This is a genomic window from Streptomyces sp. GbtcB7, from assembly GCF_019091445.1.
GTDB lineage: Bacteria > Actinomycetota > Actinomycetes > Streptomycetales > Streptomycetaceae > Streptomyces > Streptomyces mirabilis.
Genome location: NZ_JAGXJM010000001.1, coordinates 622,171 through 637,568, shown reverse-complemented (window position 1 = coordinate 637,568; position 15,398 = coordinate 622,171). Strand labels below are relative to the sequence as shown.

General features: G+C 70.7%; 15 protein-coding genes. 12 read left to right on the top strand and 3 right to left on the bottom strand.

The genetic code is table 11. The features are described 5' to 3' along the window. Positions 1–459: 459 nt before the first annotated feature. Together KVT44_RS02845 and KVT44_RS02840 are read right to left on the bottom strand one after the other, a co-directional pair. Entirely contained in the window at positions 460–768 is a 309-nt protein-coding gene (locus KVT44_RS02845) for a hypothetical protein (protein ID WP_054230803.1), read from the bottom strand. Between the two features lie 258 nt (positions 769–1,026). Next, entirely contained in the window at positions 1,027–1,530 is a 504-nt protein-coding gene (locus KVT44_RS02840; protein ID WP_217565921.1) for a hypothetical protein, read from the bottom strand. 120 nt (positions 1,531–1,650) lie between these two features. Between KVT44_RS02840 and KVT44_RS02835 the strand changes: the two genes are divergently transcribed. The 9 genes from KVT44_RS02835 to KVT44_RS02800 all read left to right on the top strand — a co-directional run bounded on the left by KVT44_RS02835 (position 1,651) and on the right by KVT44_RS02800 (position 10,462). After that, the gene (locus tag KVT44_RS02835) at positions 1,651–2,013 is read left to right on the top strand and encodes an arsenate reductase family protein (RefSeq protein ID WP_217565976.1); all 363 of its coding nucleotides are present in this window, start codon (positions 1,651–1,653) and stop codon (positions 2,011–2,013) included. Between the two features lie 119 nt (positions 2,014–2,132). Continuing rightward, positions 2,133–2,816 (top strand): hypothetical protein, encoded by a 684-nt coding sequence (locus KVT44_RS02830; protein ID WP_054230804.1) that lies wholly within the window; start codon positions 2,133–2,135, stop codon positions 2,814–2,816. A 469-nt stretch (positions 2,817–3,285) separates the two neighbouring features. After that, a complete protein-coding gene (gene glnII, locus KVT44_RS02825; protein WP_075026477.1) occupies positions 3,286–4,314 on the top strand; it encodes a glutamine synthetase in 1,029 nt (342 codons plus the stop codon). A 201-nt stretch (positions 4,315–4,515) separates the two neighbouring features. Then, positions 4,516–4,638 carry a hypothetical protein gene (locus tag KVT44_RS59945; RefSeq protein ID WP_095858130.1) on the top strand — a complete coding sequence of 41 codons (123 nt, stop codon included), beginning with the start codon at positions 4,516–4,518 and terminating at the stop codon, positions 4,636–4,638. A gap of 118 nt (positions 4,639–4,756) precedes the next feature. Continuing rightward, positions 4,757–5,341, top strand: coding sequence for a winged helix-turn-helix domain-containing protein (locus KVT44_RS02820; protein ID WP_054230807.1), 585 nt, complete (start codon positions 4,757–4,759; stop codon positions 5,339–5,341). 99 nt (positions 5,342–5,440) lie between these two features. Then, positions 5,441–6,433, top strand: a complete 993-nt coding sequence (locus KVT44_RS02815) for an NAD-dependent epimerase/dehydratase family protein (RefSeq protein WP_217565975.1) — start codon at positions 5,441–5,443, stop codon at positions 6,431–6,433. Between the two features lie 322 nt (positions 6,434–6,755). After that, positions 6,756–8,030, top strand: a complete 1,275-nt coding sequence (locus KVT44_RS02810) for a sensor domain-containing protein (RefSeq protein ID WP_190168541.1) — start codon at positions 6,756–6,758, stop codon at positions 8,028–8,030. Beyond that, complete coding sequence (locus tag KVT44_RS02805; protein ID WP_190168542.1) at positions 8,015–8,671, top strand: response regulator transcription factor; 657 nt, start codon at positions 8,015–8,017, stop codon at positions 8,669–8,671. The genes KVT44_RS02810 and KVT44_RS02805 overlap by 16 nt, the downstream gene beginning before the upstream one ends. Before the next feature lie 225 nt (positions 8,672–8,896). Then, on the top strand, positions 8,897–10,462 hold the full coding sequence (locus tag KVT44_RS02800) for a DUF1996 domain-containing protein (RefSeq protein ID WP_190168543.1): 1,566 nt from the start codon (positions 8,897–8,899) through the stop codon (positions 10,460–10,462). A gap of 113 nt (positions 10,463–10,575) precedes the next feature. On the opposite strand, the gene KVT44_RS02795 is transcribed toward KVT44_RS02800, so the two are convergent. Then, positions 10,576–11,019 carry a hypothetical protein gene (locus tag KVT44_RS02795; RefSeq protein WP_097284376.1) on the bottom strand — a complete coding sequence of 148 codons (444 nt, stop codon included), beginning with the start codon at positions 11,017–11,019 and terminating at the stop codon, positions 10,576–10,578. Between the two features lie 357 nt (positions 11,020–11,376). Between KVT44_RS02795 and KVT44_RS02790 the strand changes: the two genes are divergently transcribed. The 3 genes from KVT44_RS02790 (at position 11,377) to KVT44_RS02780 (ending at position 15,351) form a co-directional block, all read left to right on the top strand. Beyond that, positions 11,377–13,293, top strand: coding sequence for a hypothetical protein (locus tag KVT44_RS02790; RefSeq protein ID WP_217565920.1), 1,917 nt, complete (start codon positions 11,377–11,379; stop codon positions 13,291–13,293). A gap of 100 nt (positions 13,294–13,393) precedes the next feature. Beyond that, on the top strand, positions 13,394–14,302 hold the full coding sequence (locus tag KVT44_RS02785) for a metal-dependent hydrolase (protein WP_099923040.1): 909 nt from the start codon (positions 13,394–13,396) through the stop codon (positions 14,300–14,302). Continuing rightward, the gene (locus KVT44_RS02780; RefSeq protein ID WP_217565919.1) at positions 14,299–15,351 is read left to right on the top strand and encodes a PDR/VanB family oxidoreductase; all 1,053 of its coding nucleotides are present in this window, start codon (positions 14,299–14,301) and stop codon (positions 15,349–15,351) included. Before KVT44_RS02785 ends, KVT44_RS02780 begins: the two co-directional genes overlap by 4 nt. Positions 15,352–15,398: the final 47 nt, after the last annotated feature.

Sequence of the window (15,398 nt, the reverse complement as noted above, 5' to 3'; positions counted from 1 at the left end):
TCCCCCGTCCGCCCGATTCGTTTCGCCGCGGGCCCGGTGGGGGCTGGTCGCGCAGTTCCCCGCGCCCCTAAAAGCCCGGGGTCGTCCAGCGTTCCAGACCGAGCCCAGAGACAGCACCCCACCCACCCCAGCCCACACCTTCAGCCCGCCCGACGACCGAGGACGAGGCCAGAGGCCACACCCCACCCACCCCGGCCCACACCTTCAGCCCGCCCGACGACCGAGGACGAGGCCAGAGGCCACACCCCACCCACCCCAGCCCACACCTCCAGCCCGCCCGACGACCGAGGACGAGGCCGGAAGCCGCACCCCACCCACCCCGGCCCGCATCTTCAGCCCGTCCGGCGTTTGAGGACGAGGCCGTTCAGGCCGATCGGGGGGTCTGGGGGCGGAGCCCCCAGGGATGGGACGGGTAGGGGCGGCGGGGGCGAGAAACGTCACCCCGGCCGCCCCCTGCGCTCAGCGCGCGTAGCGCATCAGCGCGCGCACCATGTGGCACGTGGTGTCCGACGGCGGATGAACACCGATCGCCTCCGCAGTACTGCGGATCTTCTCGTTGCGGGCCTGATTCGGAACGTACACACCGGAGTCGAGCAGAGCAATCGCGAGACGCATCGCCTTGAGCCGGCGGTTGTGCGTGACGTACCACTCGCGAGGCCGCCCCGGCGGCAACGGGCGCTTCGCCACGGGCTCGTACGGCAGGTCCATCAGGACCGCCCTCTTGGACGTGGACTGAGTGGGCAGCGGCTTCAGTGCGGCAGCGGGCACAGGCATCCTCCTGTCGCGGTCAGGGTGCCATCCGGACCCCCCGGCGACACCCTCGAACACTGCCTCCAGTTTACTGCCCGGCACTGACATCCAGGGAGTCCGCAGAGTCCAGCAAACATCCAGGTGAGCAAGGGAATTGCCGCCGCGTCACAGCAGTTCCGCGAGAGGTGCGTGAGGCGGCGGCAAATTCGAACAGACCCTCCGGTGGCACGACGTGGACCCGCCCGTCACCCACCGGGAAAGACGCGACTCACGCCGTCAGGAGTAGGTCCAGCGCCACCCGTTGCGGTACGCGCACGTGATGCCCGCACCGCCGGCATCCGTCGTCGAAGCGCCGTGGTCTCTGTTCCGGCAGTACTGCCCCGCCTCATAGCAGTTGCCCGAGTTGGAGACGATCGAGCAGGTGCCGGTGTCGCTGCTCCCGCTCGTGTCCGCCCCAGCGTCCCGCGCGGCCTCGGTGACCGTTTTGGTCGGGCCCGGCGTCCGCACCGTCTTGGTGACGGTAGCCCGCGGCTTCGGCGTCGCGGTGACGGTGGCAGTGGCGGTGGCAGTGGCAGTGGCAGTGGCAGTCACCGTGATCGTCGGACGCGGCCTGGCAGCCGCAGCCTTCGCCGCGTTCACCTCGTCCTGCGCGCTCTGGGTGCCACCCATGGCTCCCAGACCGAACAGGAGGATCCCGGCCGCCCACACGCGCTTGCGCTTGCGCCAAGGCCGCGTGTCCGGCGGGCGTGGAGCAGGCGGCATCGTGTACGGGTCAGTCATCTCGTCCCCCCTGGTTGTGCTTTCGGGTGGGACGACGCTAGTGCCTGGGTGTGGCATATGACAGAGGCATGGAGACGGAGTGATGATCTTGTGATGAACGGCTCGCGTAACGTGTGCGGCATGGAGATCTGGATCAATCCGGCCTGCTCGAAGTGCCGCAGCGCCATCAGCCTGCTCGACGCGGAGGGTGCGGAGTACACCGTCCGCCGCTATCTGGAGGACGTCCCCACGGAGGTCGAGATCCGGGACGTACTGGAGCGGCTGAGCCTCGAGCCGTGGGACATCACCCGGACGCAGGAGGCCCTCGCGAAGGAGCTCGATCTGAAGTCGTGGGCGCGCGACGACGGTTCGCGGGGACAGTGGATCAAGGCGCTGGCCGAGCACCCGAAGCTCATCCAGCGCCCGATCATCACGGCGGACGACGGGACGGCGGTCGTGGCCCGTACGGAGGAAGCGGTTCGGGACGCCTTGGGTCGCATGTGACCCAGGCCACTGCACTGACTCGTGTTAACCATTGAGTAACCCTGTTCGGCATCTCGTACATAGCGGCACACGGATCGCATCCGGCCGCCGCACGAGGCGGCCGGGGACAGGAGGCGCGCATGTCGCGTAGAAGGACTCTCAGTCCCAAGAAGAAGCTCGCGCTGCTGGTCAGTGCCGCCGCCGTGGCGGGAGGTGGCGCCTTCGCCATGGCGTCCACCTCGAACGCGGCGCCGACCGAGAACGGCCGGACCCTGTCCGCCGGGAACTCGACGGTCTGCCAGGGGCTCGCCACCGCCCTCGGCAACAACCAGAAGTTCATCGACGGCCAACGGGCCAATCCCGACGCGCAGTCGGCGGCGCGGATCGCCAACCGCGAGGCGGTCATCGCACAGATCAAGGTGCAGCAGAAGGCGTCCGGTTGCGCGGTTGGGGAGTCGGCTCAGGGCTCCCAGACCACGCAGCCCGCGCAGTCCGCCCAGCCGGCGACGACCACACCCGCGCAGCAGCAGACCACCGCACCCGCGCAGGGGACGGGTGGTGGTGGCGCCGCCACCGGCCAGCAGGTCTGCAACGGTTCGACCGTCACCCTCTCGGGCGAGGCGGGCGCCCCGGCCGCGTCCAGCAACCAGTTCCCGGCCGGGACCAAGCTCAAGGTCACGAACCTGGACAACAACAAGTCCACGACCGTGCAGGTCACCTCGGTGTCGGGCAGCTGCGTACTGCTCAACAACGCTGCGTTCGAGCAGGTCCGGGAGCCGGGCAAGTTCCTGATCCGCCGGGCCCGGATCGAGAAGGTGGGGTGAGCGCCTGCACCTGACGACTGAGGAACTCCGCCGATCGGACGGCGGTACCGGCCGGGCCGCGTGCGGCAGCAGCCCCGCGGCCCGGACCGCCGCCCGGTGCGGGTCGTGCGTCCTGCTGTTCGCGGCCACGAACAGCAGGACCGGCACGTAGAGCGAGTTCACCGGGCGCAGAGCCCGGTGCGCGCCCGCAAACCCATCGCATACGAGCCGCCGCCACCGGGACCGGGAGGACCACGGTGGCCCGACGCGTGTGCTCGCGGGCTTCGTGAGCGGGCCGCCGATGCGGTCGCGAATCGCTCTCGGCGAGTGGGTCGCAGCACGGAGACACCCGGTAACACGGGGTTCACATTCGAGCAATGATCGGGAAATCGCCTGTTGACAGGCTGCCGGGCAGTACCGCGGCGCCCCAGTGCCGCAGCGCCGCAGCACCCGCAGTGCGCCCAAAGACACACCCCGAAGGATGTGGCCCGTGACCTTCAAGGCTGAGTACATCTGGATCGACGGCACCGAGCCGACGGCCAAGCTCCGTTCCAAGACGAAGATACTGGGCGACGACGCCAAGGGCGCCGAGCTGCCGATCTGGGGCTTCGACGGGTCTTCCACGAACCAGGCCGAAGGTCACGCCTCGGACCGCGTACTCAAGCCCGTCGCCACCTTCCCGGACCCGATCCGCGGCGGCGACGACGTCCTCGTGATGTGCGAGGTCCTGAACATCGACATGACGCCGCACGAGTCCAACACCCGTGCCGCGCTGGCCGAGGTGGCGGAGAAGTTCGCCGCGCAGGAGCCGATCTTCGGTATCGAGCAGGAGTACACCTTCTTCGACGGGGAGCGCCCGCTCGGCTTCCCCGTCGGCGGCTTCCCGGCCCCGCAGGGCGGCTACTACTGCGGTGTCGGCGCGGACGAGATCTTCGGCCGTGACGTCGTCGAGGCGCACCTCGAGAACTGCCTCAAGGCGGGCCTCGGCATCTCCGGCATCAACGCCGAGGTCATGCCCGGCCAGTGGGAGTTCCAGGTCGGCCCGCTGGCGCCGCTGGAGGTCTCCGACCAGCTGTGGGTGGCCCGCTGGCTGCTCTACCGCACCGCCGAGGACTTCAACATCTCCGCGACCCTCGACCCCAAGCCGGTCAAGGGCGACTGGAACGGCGCCGGCGCGCACACCAACTTCTCCACCAAGGCGATGCGCGAGGGCTACGACGCGATCATCACCGCGTGCGAGTCGCTGGGCGAGGGCTCGAAGCCGCTCGACCACGTCAAGAACTACGGCGCCGGCATCGACGACCGCCTGACGGGTCTGCACGAGACCGCCCCGTGGAACGAGTACTCCTACGGCGTCTCCAACCGCGGCGCCTCGGTCCGCATCCCGTGGCAGGTCGAGAAGGACGGCAAGGGGTACATCGAGGACCGCCGCCCGAACGCCAACGTCGACCCGTACGTCGTCACGCGGCTGCTCGTCGACACCTGCTGCACCGCCCTGGAGAAGGCCGGCCAGGTCTGATCCGCCCCGCACGCGACGCGAGGAGGCGCCCACCGTCCTGGTGGGCGCCTCCTCGCGTTGCGCGACATCGGCCTCGTACGGCGAGGTCAACCCCGTCCGTACGAGGTCAGCCCGTCGTACGGCGTCAAGTTCACGCCAAGGACGCGTCCGACCTGTGAGAGGAGTCTCCTGCCCGGCTCCGGCTTCTGCTTCAATGGGGGCATGGCCAGCTTCCAGAAGTACACCGCGACGGGTCGCCCCGACCTGGAGCCCTTCTGGCCTTCCCGTCAGCATCACGACTTCGACCGGGTGTGTTGCCGCGCGACGAACGCGCCGGCCCTCTAAAGCCGTACACCCCGGCCTTCGGCCAGCGCGCACGACGTACGTCCTCGACGGCCCCGACCACGAACTCGCGGTCGTCGACCTTCCCGACGAACTTCTCGCGCGAAAGAGCTGACCTCTCATGGCGACCACTCGTTCCTTCTCGTCCGTCGCGACCACGTCCGCACCGGCACCCGCCCCCGTCCCCGCACGGCACCGACTCCGTGCCGTCCACCGGGACGAGGTGGTCGACGTCGCGGACTTCCTGCCGCCGGGCGCCACCTGGCTGCCCGCTCCCCCGCACACCCTGCCCGTACTCCCCGGCCAGCCGCCGATGATCGGCTACCTGGTCCTCGTACCGGCCGACCAGCAGCCCCTGCTGCCGGTCGCCGTCCCGGACTCCCCGGCCCCCACCGACGCCGCCGTGGGGGACGACCCACTCGTCCGCATCGACGCCGTGCAGCGCACCGCCGAGGTCGACGGGCGGCCGCTCGACCTCACCTACCTGGAGTTCGAGCTGCTCGCGCACCTCGTCTCGCATCCGCACCGGGTGCACACCCGCGACCAGTTGGTCACCACCGTGTGGGGCTACGGGCACGTGGGCGACGGGCGGACCGTCGACGTCCACGTCGCGCGGTTGCGGCGCAAGCTGGGGGCGCAGCACCGGCAGGCGATCCAGACGGTACGGCGGGTGGGGTACAAGTACGCGCCTCCGACGGGGCGTTGACCCACTCCGCGGCTCAGGAACTCTTCTGTCAGCAGATTCCCGTTCCGTCCGACGGACCGTGCGGGCAGAGTCCTCCGTATGACACCCAAGAAACTACTGATGCTGGGCGGTACGGACTTCGCGGGGCGGGCCGTGGTGGAGGCGGCGCTCGGCCGTGGCTGGGAGGTGACCGTCTTCCACCGCGGGCGCCGCGAGCCGCCCGCCGGGGCGCGGTCCTTGCTGGGCGACCGCACCGCCCCCGACGGGCTCGCGGCGCTCGCCGACGCGTCCACCGATGGTGAGTGGGACGTCGTCGTCGACACCTGGTCGGCGGCGCCGCGGGCCGTTCGCGACACGGCACGGCTGTTGGCCGACCGGGCCGGGCGGTATGTGTACGTGTCGAGCTGCTCGGTCTACGCGTGGGCTCCGCCCGCCGACTACGCCGAGGACGCGCCGCTCGTGGAAGGGGCGTCCGAGGACGCCGAACAGACCGACTACGCGCGGGACAAACTCGGCGGCGAGTTGGCCGTCGTGTCCGCGTTCGGCGCGGAGCGCTCGTTGCTCGTGCGGTCCGGGCTGATCCTCGGGCCGTACGAGAACATCGGGCGCCTGCCGTGGTGGTTGACCCGGATCGCCCGGGGCGGTCCCGTACTCGCGCCCGGCCCGCGGTCCCTCCCCCTCCAGTACGTCGATGTGCGTGATCTCGCGGAGTGGATCCTCGGGGCGGCGGATGCGGGGGTGAGCGGGGCGTACAACCTGATGAGTCCGCAGGGGCATACGACGATGGGGGAGCTGCTCGACGCGTGCGTCCAGGTCACCGGGGCGCGGGCGGAACTCCGTTGGACCGAGCCTTCCGTGGTCCTCGACGCCGGGATCCAGCCGTGGACGCAGTTGCCGGTGTGGGTGCCGGTGGGGTCCGACATGCATGACGCTCTTCATCGGGCGGACGTGTCCCGGGCGGTGGCGGCGGGGCTGCGGTGCCGGCCCGTCTCGGAAACGGTCGCGGACACGTGGACCTGGCTCCAGGGCATCGGCGGGGTGGCCCCCCAACGCCCGGGCCGCCCCCCGGTGGGCCTCCCACCGCACCTGGAGACAAAGGTACTCACCCAGTAGCGCCTTGTCCTCGCCCCCGCCGCCCCTACCCGTCCCATCCTTCTGGGGCTCCGCCCCAGACCCCGCGGGGTGGTCTTACGGCTGCGGGCCGGTGGGGGCTGGTCGCGCAGTTCCCCGCGCCCCTGAAAGCCTCAGCCCGTCCGGCGTTTGAGGACGAGGCCGTTCAGGCCGAAGCAGGGGTCTGGGGGCGGCAGCCCCCGGGGATGGGACGGGTAGGGGCGGCGGGGGCGAGGAAAACCGTGCCCCTGGGTGCACCTGGCACCACCCCCGCCCTGGTGCTCGGCCCAGTGACCCCGCGGGGCGGGTCGGTGAGACTGGCGGTATGGAGATGTGGAGCGGCAGGGGCATACGGACGCGCGGGCCGGAGGTACTGGTCGCCGGGGGACGAGGGCTGATGCTGGCCGTCGGGGGGTTCACCGGAGCGGTTGTGCTCTTCGTACTGTCCGTCGTGTCGATCCTGCTCGTCCCGGTGGGCGTGGGGATCGTCACGACTCCGTGGGTCCTGACCGGCGTACGGGCCTTCGCGGACCGGCGGCGGATCATCGCGGCCGAGTGGTGCGGGATACGGATTCCGTCCACGTACCGGACCCTGCCCGCGGACACGACCCCGTGGACGCGCTGCTTCCGCATGCTGGGGGACCCGGCGACCTGGCGCGACCTCGGCTGGCTGGTGGTCGACATGACCGCCGGGTTCGTGACCGCGCTGCTGCCCGCCGCCCTCCTCCTCTACCCCCTGGAGGGCTTCGCGCTGGCGGCCGGCCTGTGGCGGGTCTTCACGGACGGCACGCACGTGGGGTGGTGGTACGGCTTCGTGCCGGTGTCGGGACAGGGCACCGCCCTCCTCGCGGGGGCACTGGGCGCGGCGCTCCTCGTCGCCTCCTACGCCCTCTCCCCCGCCCTCCTGCGGGTCCATTTCCTCCTCACCCGCTCCGTCCTCGCCTCCGGCGACGGCGAACTCGCCGAACGGGTCCGCGTCCTCACCGAGACCCGGCGCACCGCCGTGGACACGTCGGCGGCCGAACTCCGCCGTATCGAGAGAGACTTGCACGACGGGGCGCAGGCGCGACTGGTCGCCATGGGGATGGACCTGGGGACCGTCGACGTCCTCATCGAGAAGGACCCGGCCAAGGCCCGACAGCTGCTCGCCCAGGCCCGCCGGTCCTCCGCCGAGGCGCTCACCGAGCTGCGCGACCTCGTACGGGGTATTCATCCCCCCGTGCTCGCCGAGCGTGGACTCGCCGACGCGGTAAGGGCGTTGGTGCTGCGGCTGCCTCTCGTGAGCGAGGTGGACGTCGACATGGACGGCCGTGCCGACGCCCCCGTCGAGTCCGCCGCGTACTTCGCCGTCAGCGAGGTACTGACCAACGCGGTCAAGCACTCCGGTGCCGAGCGCCTCTGGGTCGACCTCCAGCACAGGGACGGAATGCTCCGCATCACCGTCACCGACGACGGAGAGGGCGGCGCCCGGGTCGGCGCGGGCTCGGGCCTCACCGGCGTCGAGCGGCGGCTCGGTACATTCGACGGCGTCCTGGCCGTCAGCAGCCCCGCGGGCGGTCCCACCATGGTCACCATGGAGATCCCTTGCGCGTTGTCCTAGCCGAAGACCTGTTCCTGCTGCGCGACGGACTGGTCCGGATGCTCGAGGCGTACGACTTCGAGATCGCCGCCGCCGTCGAGAGCGGGCCCGAACTCACCCGGGCGCTGGCCGAGTTGGCGCCGGACGTCGCCGTGGTCGACGTACGACTGCCGCCCTCGCACACGGACGAGGGACTGCAGTGCGCGCTCCAGGCCCGTCGGGAGCGGCCGGGGCTGCCGGTGCTCGTGCTCTCCCAGCACGTGGAGCAGCTGTACGCACGGGAGTTGCTCGCGGACGGCACGGGCGGGGTCGGTTATCTGCTCAAGGACCGGGTGTTCGACGCGGAACAGTTCATCGACGCCGTACGGCGGGTCGCCGCGGGTGGGACCGCGATGGATCCGCAGGTGATTCAGCAGTTGCTGGCGCGGCGCTCAGGCACCGCGCAGCCCCTCGGGCGACTGACCCCACGTGAGCTGGAGGTGCTCGAACTGATGGCGCAGGGACGCTCGAACGCGGCGATCGCGGCCCAACTCGTGGTTACAGAACGGGCGATCGCCAAACACACCTCCAACATCTTCACCAAACTGGGGCTGGAGGTCTCCGACGATGACAACCGGCGCGTACTCGCCGTACTGGCGTATTTGGACCACGGCAGCCACTGAGGAAGAAGGACCCGCCGACGCCGTTGAATATCATTCAAACCTGTTTTCCGAGATCAACTCCTCGAAAAACATGCGCTTCTGAGCCCATTGCGCCGGAAATGACCTCACGAACTTCTAAGATTTTCCAGGGTTTCTGAACGCCTCAGGAGTCACCTGCGTACTGATGGACGCCGCTTCACTCCTGTCGGGCGCCTCGCTGCCCCGCAAGGAAGTCAGAGGAGTTCCATGGGACGCAACACTCGCAAACGACGTTCGCCGCTGGCTGTTCGCGCCGTTGCCGCATCCGCGGCGCTCGCGATCGGTGGGGGCGGATTGATCTGGGCGAATTTCTACGCCTCGGCGCACGAGACCAACTCGAGCCCGAACACCACCAAGGCCGCCGCCGCCCAGGTCGCCACCATCTCCTGCCCCGATGTCGGGCAGAAACTGACCAGCGTGCCCGCCAACGCCAAGTCGAACGTCGACGCGGAGCTGGCCACGCTCGACAAGCAGATCACCGAGGCTTACGCCCGGCTGGCCTCGTCGCGTCAGGCTCAGGCCAATGACGCCGGCTTCGTCCAGAACGCGATCCTGTCGCCGCTCAAGGACAAGCGGTCCGCGGTCATCGGCCGAATCAAGATCGACTTCACCCGGGTGGGCGCCGCCGCGCCGACCACGCTGGACGGTCTCGCCGCCTGCACCGGCACCACCGCCAACCAGGCCCAGACCACCGCCGGTGGCCAGAACAACGGCCAGCAGAACAACGGGGGTCAGAACAACGGCCAGCAGAACAACGGTGGCCAGAACAACGGCGGCCAGCAGAACAACGGCGGCGCCTCGGCCAGCGCGGCTCCGAGCGCGAGCGCGCCGGCCAACATCGGCGGTCAGGCCGGAAACGGTCCCGTCGCCGCCGACTTCGTCGACATCACGAAGGTCGCACCGAACGTCCAGGGCAAGCCGCAGAAGGGCGCCAACGCCTCTCGGGGTACGTTCACCACCCAGTGCGGCGTGAACGCGAACAAGAACCACAACACCGACAACGTGATCGTGGCGCCCGGTGTGACCAACGGCGCGCACCACCTGCACGACTACGTCGGCAACCAGAAGGTCAACGCGTTCTCCAGCAACCAGACGTTCCTGCAGGGCGGGACCAGCTGCCAGAACAAGAGCGACCTGTCGTCGTACTACTGGCCCGTGGTCCGTCTCCAGGACGGCTCGCAGGACTTCGACCAGAACGCGGACGGTGGTGGCAAGGAAGGCAACGTCGGCAAGATCCTGACGCCCGTACAGGCGCAGATCAAGTACGTCGGCAGCCCGGCCAGCAAGGTCGTCGCGATGCCGCAGTTCCTGCGCATCATCACCGGTGACGCCAAGACCACCACCAACGGTCTGGCGAACGCCAACGCGCACTGGAGCTGCACCGGCTTCGAGAACAAGGTCCAGCTGACGTCGCAGTACCCGATCTGCCCGCAGGGCAGCAACGTGGTCCGCACGTTCGCCTTCCAGAGCTGCTGGGACGGCCAGAACATCGACAGCGCCAACCACCGCACGCACGTGGCCTTCGCCGATCCGGCGAGCGGCGTCTGCGGCAACGGCTTCAAGGCGATCCCGCAGCTGACGATGCGCCTGGTCTACAAGATCGCGCCGCCGGTCCTCCAGAACGGCGTGGTGAAGAACGCGTACGCGGTGGACGGTTTCCCGGAGCAGCTCCACAAGTCGGCGACCGACCACGACGACTTCATCAGCGTCACCACCGGTGGCCTGGCGAACAAGATCGCCAACTGCATCAACACCGGCAAGCAGTGCAGGTAGCAGCCCCTTCGCCGAAGCAGTAGTCGCTTCAGCGAAGAGCCGACAAGGCACGGAGAAGGCCGGTGGCGGGAGATCCCGCCACCGGCCTTCTGCGTGTGTGCCGTACGTGCGGCTCAGCCGCTGTGGGAATGCTGGTGGTGGTCGGTCCCGACCTCCATGTCACCGCCGAGCGTGCCACGCAGCGCCGTGACCACCTTCTGGTCGGCGACGGCCACCCACTTGGCGCCGACGAGGTAGAACCCGCCGTAGTCCTTCGCGTCGTTGATCCACTCGCGCTGGCCGCGGTCGGTGGCGAAGGTCGCGAGGACGAACTTGCCGTCGGTGTTCTTGCAGATCGCCTGACGGATCTCGTCGGCATCCGTCTGTATGTCCGGCTTGCACTTCACCTCGGCCGCCAGATCCTCCAGACTGCCGGTCGCGGTGGCCGGGACCCGGTCGGCCGAGTCGCTCTTGGTTCCTCCCCCGCCCGACCCGCCGCAGCCGGTCAGCGCCAGCAGGGCCGCGGCCGCGACGACCGCAAGGCCGTGCCCGCTCAGCTTTTCGCGTGTCAACCTCATACGTTCCTCCGGTGCCTGTCGGCGCCCACGCCGTCGAGAGCCCCGGCGAGGGCCCTGGTCTTCGATACGGCTGCGGCGCGCCAAGTGCTCAATCTCCCCCGTTACGGACGGACAGTTCAGTCGAACGTAAGCCCACGGCGTCACGCCCTGGAGCGGAAACCGGCACACTCGTAGGCCCGTGGGCTCCGGAGTCGATCAACTCGCGCTACGGTCACCTCGTCCGATCAGCACAGTCGGCGGACCTACCGCCGGACGGGCGGAAAGTCACGCCTGTGCTGGACCCGGAGCCGGAACACACCCCCTCCGGGCTTCCGGCCCCCGGGGTGACCATCCACCGATTCGCTCGTTTTGCTGAACGTGCAGTCACAGGATGTAGCCCAGCGCTCCGCAGCCTCCCCAGGACCGGTCGTCGACGTCGAGCAGGCCGAGGCCGCTCTCGTCGAGCACTACCCGCGGCTCGTCCGGCTCGCCTATCTGGTGCTGCCGCCGAGCCTCGGCCGCAACCGACGGGTGCTGACCGCGCACTCCCTCACCCAGCGCGCCCTGCCCCGGGGACGCACGACCGCCACCCTGATCCCGGCCCAGGCCACCGGCCGCGACGGCGACCCCGGCTACGCCCTCGTACGCCTCAAGGTCGTGCGTACGGCACTGGAGGCCGGGGTGCCGCTGCGGCGCGCGGCCTGGCCCAAGCGGTCCCAACTGCCCCCGTTGCTCCCCCAGGTGTGGGGCCTGAGGCTCTTCCCGCGCTCGGGCGGCGCCGACGAACTCGCCCTGGACCAGCGGCTGTCGGCCCTGTCCAGTCCCGCCCGCGCGGCGTACGTCCTGCGCGGCCTGGAGAAGCTGCCCGACCCCGACGTACGCAAGGTGCTGGCGGCGGCGGGCGTCGACGACCCGGGCGCGGCGCTCAAGGAGGCGGGCGGTGTCGAGGCCAGGGACGCCCTGCTCCTGTCCCCCGAGTTCGACCCCTGTTCGCTGCACGCCCGGCCCACCGACCTGATGCGGCGCAGACAGCACATGAAGGCCGCGCTCGCCGCCGGCGCCGCGGCTGCCGTCTGCGGCGCGCTGCTCGCCCTGCCCAGCGGCGGCTGGGGACCCGACGGCGCCGCCGCCCCGTCGTACGCGCAGAACCCGGCCGCCGAGGCCGCCCTCGACCCCGGGAAGGTGACGCGGGTCGCCCCGACGGCGTGGCGGTCGTCCGCCCGCACCGACTTCTCCGTGTGGCCCGCGCGCGGCAACCTCGCCGGGGACACCGCGCTGCTGCGCCGCGCGCTCGCCGTCTGGGCCCGGCCCGGCGAGTCCGTGCAGGTCTCGGCGACCCCCGGCACCCCCTCGGGTGCCCCGGCCGGACCGCCGCAACTGCTGTACGCCGGTGACGTGGACCAGGCGCGCGTGGTGCTCTTCTACGACGGACTGCGCATCGCCCGGTACGCCGAGCCGCGCACCGGCACGGGCGGCGCGGCCCTCGACTTCGCCCGGGTCGACGGCGCGACCGGGGCCGAGGCGGAGGCGCTGGTCCTGGACCGGGCCGACGGCAACGTCCGCTATCTGACCGCCCCCTGGGTGACCAAGGCCGCCGAGCGCGACCTGATGAAGCCGACCGCGGGCCCGACGCCCCTCACCCTCTCGGCCGAGGGTGTCAGCACGCCGCTGGCCGGCCCCGCCCCGACCGGCGCCTGCACCTCGTGGACCGTCATGGAGGTGACCGACGCCTCGGGCCCGCACCTGCTGACCGATCTCGGCGAGCTGATCCCGGCCCATCTCACCTCGGGGCCGCCCGCGGCACCCCACGAGGCCGCGGGCCCGGCGGCGCTGCGGAACTGGGCGCCGTACGCCTGCTCCCTGGCCGCCGTGCGCTCCCAGGGCGTGCGGTCCGTGAACGCCTGGCAGTACGCGCAGCAGCCGCTGCCCGACGCGAGCGGGCAGGCCGCCTGGGTGTGCACCCGGGCCGACACCTGGCGGGGCTACGGCACCCGGGTCCTGGCCCAGTTCCACACCCCGGGCGGGGCGTACGGTGCCATCGCGGCGAAGGCCGAGAACTCGCTCGCGTGCGGCAGCCGTGACCCCCATGTGCTGGCGGGCGTGCTGTGGAAGTCGGGCACGGGCGACTGGTACCTCCTCGCGGCGGGCAGCAAGGACACCGCCTCGATCAGTACGACGGGCAGGGTGAGCGGGTCGGCCCGGGGCGCGCTGCTCGCCGTACGGACGAAGCAGGGGGATCAGGCCGGGCTGAAGGGCACCCTGACGGACGGACGAGCGGTCGACGGACTGCGCTAGGGCCTGTCCGGCCCATCCTCGGGTGTCACGGCCGACCTTCGCGTCAACAAGTGGGCGCACGGGGGTTCTCCCGGCACCTACCCGTCAGTACATTGACGGCATGTCTAACAAGCATGCCGCCCGGCTGCCCCGGCCGGTCGAGTCCGAGCGAATACCGCTCAAGGCGCGGAAGGTGTCGTTCTCCTGGGAGGACACACCGCTGCACTGGGTACCGGGGGAGCCGTTCGCCACGCACACCATGAACGTGCTGCACCTGTTGCTGCCTGCCGGTGAGCGCTGGTTCGTGCACGTGTACAAGCAGGTACTGCCCTACATCCGGGACGAGCGGTTGCGCGCGGACGTCATCGGGTTCATCGGGCAGGAGGCGATGCACTCGCAGGCCCACGACGAGGTACTCCCCCACCTCAGGGAACTCGGACTCGACCCGACGCCGTACACCGCCCAGGTCGACTGGTTCTTCGAGAAGCTGCTCGGCGACCGCACCCTGCCGCCGGGCAGGGCCCGCAGGTGGTGGCTGATGGAGCGCGTCGCGATCATCGCGGCGATCGAGCACTACACCGCCTTCCTCGGCGACTGGATCCTGAACGCCGAGGAGTTGGACCGGCGCGGCGCCGATCCCACCATGCTGGACCTGATGCGCTGGCACGGCGCGGAGGAGGTCGAGCACCGGTCCGTGGCCTTCGAACTCTTCCTCCACGTCGACGGGAGCTACCGGCGCCGCGCCCGGACCTGGGCCACGGCCTTCACCGCCCTGGTCTTCCTGTGGCAGCGCGGGGCGCGGTTCTTCATGGAGAACGACCCGACCCTCACGGCGGGCAGGGCGAGCTTCAAGGACTTCTACCTGAGCGGGAAGCGGGGTGTACTGCCGTCGACCGGCGACATGCTCAAGTCCATTCCCCGCTATCTCAGCCGCACCTACCACCCCTCCCAGGAGGGGTCGACCGAGCAGGCGGTCGCCTATCTCGCCTCGTCACCGGCGGCGACGGCTGCCGAGAGGAGAGCCGAATGACGCCCCGGCTGCGGACCGTCGTCGCCGTCGCCGGTGCGGCCCTGCTCGTCCGGCGGGCGCTGCGCCGCCGGATCGAGGTCTCGCCGCTGTGGCCGCTGCCCGCCCTGGCGGAGCCGATCTCCGGCCGGCCGCGCTCCCGGGCGCTGCGGCTGCTGGTCACCCGGCACGAGCGGGTCGCCGACGGGGTCGTACAACTGCGTCTGGAGGGGCACGGCCTGCCGCGCTGGGAGCCCGGCGCCCACCTCGACCTCGTCCTGCCCTCGGGGCTCGTACGGCAGTACTCGCTGTGCGGGGACCCGGAGGACACCTCGTCGTACACCGTCGCGACCCGGCTGGTCGAGGACGGGCGGGGCGGGTCGCGCGAGGTCCACGAACAGCTCCGGGAAGGCATGGAGGTCGAGGTGCGAGGGCCGCGCAACCGGTTCCCCCTCGCGCCGGCGCCCGCATACGTCTTCGTCGCGGGCGGCATCGGGATCACACCGATCCTGCCGATGCTGCGGGCGGTCCAGGACCGCGCGGAGTGGCGGCTGCTGTACGGCGGCCGGACGCGCGCGTCGATGCCGTTCCTGGAGGAGATCGGGAAGCTGCGCGGCGGCCGGGTCACCGTCGTGGCCGAGGACGAGGACGGACGGCCCGATCTCGACGCGCTGTTCGCGGACGTGCCGGCGGGCGCGGCCGTCCACTGCTGTGGCCCCGAGGGGCTGATGGAGGCGGTCGGACGCCGACTGCCCGACGGTGCGGCGCTGCACCTGGAGCGGTTCACGCCGAGCACCTCCGCCGAGGGCAACGGCGCCTTCGAGGTCGAACTGCGCCGCAGCGGACGTACGGTGAGCGTCGCCGCCGACACCACCGTGCTCGCCGCCGTACGCGCCGAACTGCCCGACACCGCCTACTCCTGCGAGCAGGGATTCTGCGGAACCTGCCAACAGCGGGTGCTGGAAGGCGAGATCGAGCACCGCGACGAACTGCTCACCGACACGGAGCGTGGTGACTCGATGCTGATCTGTGTTTCGCGGGCGCTCGGTGATCGCATCGTGTTGGACATGTGAACGACCATGGCCGGACCGGCCCGTTCGGGGCCGGATCCGATCGGTAA

Excerpts from the sequence above, each read along its gene's own strand:
- KVT44_RS02840 (WP_217565921.1), bottom strand. The coding sequence starts at position 1,530 with ATGACTGACCCGTACACGATGCCGCCTGCTCCACGCCCGCCGGACACG.
- KVT44_RS02835 (WP_217565976.1), top strand. The coding sequence starts at position 1,651 with ATGGAGATCTGGATCAATCCGGCCTGCTCGAAGTGCCGCAGCGCCATC.
- KVT44_RS02830 (WP_054230804.1), top strand. The coding sequence starts at position 2,133 with ATGTCGCGTAGAAGGACTCTCAGTCCCAAGAAGAAGCTCGCGCTGCTG.
- KVT44_RS59945 (WP_095858130.1), top strand. The coding sequence starts at position 4,516 with ATGGCCAGCTTCCAGAAGTACACCGCGACGGGTCGCCCCGACCTGGAG.
- KVT44_RS02820 (WP_054230807.1), top strand. The coding sequence starts at position 4,757 with ATGGCGACCACTCGTTCCTTCTCGTCCGTCGCGACCACGTCCGCACCG.
- KVT44_RS02815 (WP_217565975.1), top strand. The coding sequence starts at position 5,441 with ATGCTGGGCGGTACGGACTTCGCGGGGCGGGCCGTGGTGGAGGCGGCG.
- KVT44_RS02810 (WP_190168541.1), top strand. The coding sequence starts at position 6,756 with ATGGAGATGTGGAGCGGCAGGGGCATACGGACGCGCGGGCCGGAGGTA.
- KVT44_RS02800 (WP_190168543.1), top strand. The coding sequence starts at position 8,897 with ATGGGACGCAACACTCGCAAACGACGTTCGCCGCTGGCTGTTCGCGCC.
- KVT44_RS02795 (WP_097284376.1), bottom strand. The coding sequence starts at position 11,019 with ATGAGGTTGACACGCGAAAAGCTGAGCGGGCACGGCCTTGCGGTCGTC.
- KVT44_RS02785 (WP_099923040.1), top strand. The coding sequence starts at position 13,394 with ATGTCTAACAAGCATGCCGCCCGGCTGCCCCGGCCGGTCGAGTCCGAG.
- KVT44_RS02780 (WP_217565919.1), top strand. The coding sequence starts at position 14,299 with ATGACGCCCCGGCTGCGGACCGTCGTCGCCGTCGCCGGTGCGGCCCTG.